The sequence below is a fragment of the Promicromonospora kroppenstedtii DSM 19349 genome, from assembly GCF_000515355.1.
Taxonomy (GTDB): Bacteria; Actinomycetota; Actinomycetes; order Actinomycetales; family Cellulomonadaceae; genus Promicromonospora; species Promicromonospora kroppenstedtii.
This window is the reverse complement of sequence record NZ_KI911640.1, coordinates 43,343-44,407: the sequence shown is the minus strand read 5'-3', so window position 1 is coordinate 44,407 and position 1,065 is coordinate 43,343. Positions and strand designations below refer to the sequence as shown.

Below are 1,065 nucleotides of genomic sequence, written 5' to 3'. Positions count from 1 at the left end.
GCTCGACCGCCACCGTGCCGCGCACGGCGTCGACCCGGGGGTCGGGCCAGGTCAGGCGCGGGCCGACAGGCAGGTCGAGCGTGAGGACATCACCGACGGCGAGCGCGGCTCCGGTGCCCGTGCCGGTACTGGTACCGCCAGCCGTCGTCCAGCCCGGCGCGACGGCCGTGGCCGACCCGTCCGCCCTGGTGAGCGTCGCGCCGTCGGCCCAGTGCGGTACGCGCAGGCGCAGCGTCACCGGCCGCTCGGGGACGGTGGTGACCTCGACACTGACGCGGCCGTCGTGCGGGTACTCCGTGGTGACCCGTAGGGCGAGCTCGCCGCCGTCGCCGAGGGCTACGCGCAGGTCGCCCGCGGCGTACTGGGCCAGCGACACGACGACTCCGTCGGCCGCGCCGGCGTCCGAAGAACCGGCGTCCGAAGGACCCGCGTCCGACGAACCGCCGGGCGCCTCCTCGACGAACGCCGCGTACGCCTGCCACGAGGCGAGGGTGCGGGCCACGTTGGTCGGGCAGCACGAGACGTCGAACCATGGCGCCCGCACACCGCCCTCGGCGCGCGGGTTGACGGCGTCGGGCCGCACGTCCGCGCCGGGCTCACGCTGCTGCAGCGGGTTGGCGTAGAAGAACGCGCGGCCGTCCGCGCGGGGCGACGTGGCCACCACGTTGTAGAGGGTGCGCTCGATGAGGTCGGCGTAGCGTGCCTCACCCGTGGCGAGCAGCAGGCGCCACGAGACCATGACCGACGCGACACCCGCGCACGTCTCGCAGTACGCGCGGTCGGGCGGCAGCTCCCAGTCGTCGCCGAAGCCCTCGTCCTGGTGCCGCGAACCCATGCCACCGGTGAGGTAGGTGCGCCGCTCCACCGAGCGCGTCCACTGCCGTTCGACGGCGGCGCGGAGGTCGTCGTCGTGCGTGTCGACGGCGACGTCGACCGCCCCGGCCGCGAGGTACAGGGCGCGCACGGCATGGCCGCGCCAGACGTCGGCGTCGCGCACCGGGACGTCGTCCTGGAAGTAGGCCGGGCCGAGCAGCGCGATCGGCGCCAGGGTGCCGCGCCCGCGCC

Annotated in this window: 1 protein-coding gene; it reads right to left on the bottom strand. The window is 75.7% G+C overall.

Annotated elements, in window-relative coordinates:
- Positions 1–1,065: glycoside hydrolase family 127 protein (locus tag PROKR_RS07700; protein WP_036961509.1), on the bottom strand; the 1,065-nt coding region annotated here is incomplete at both ends.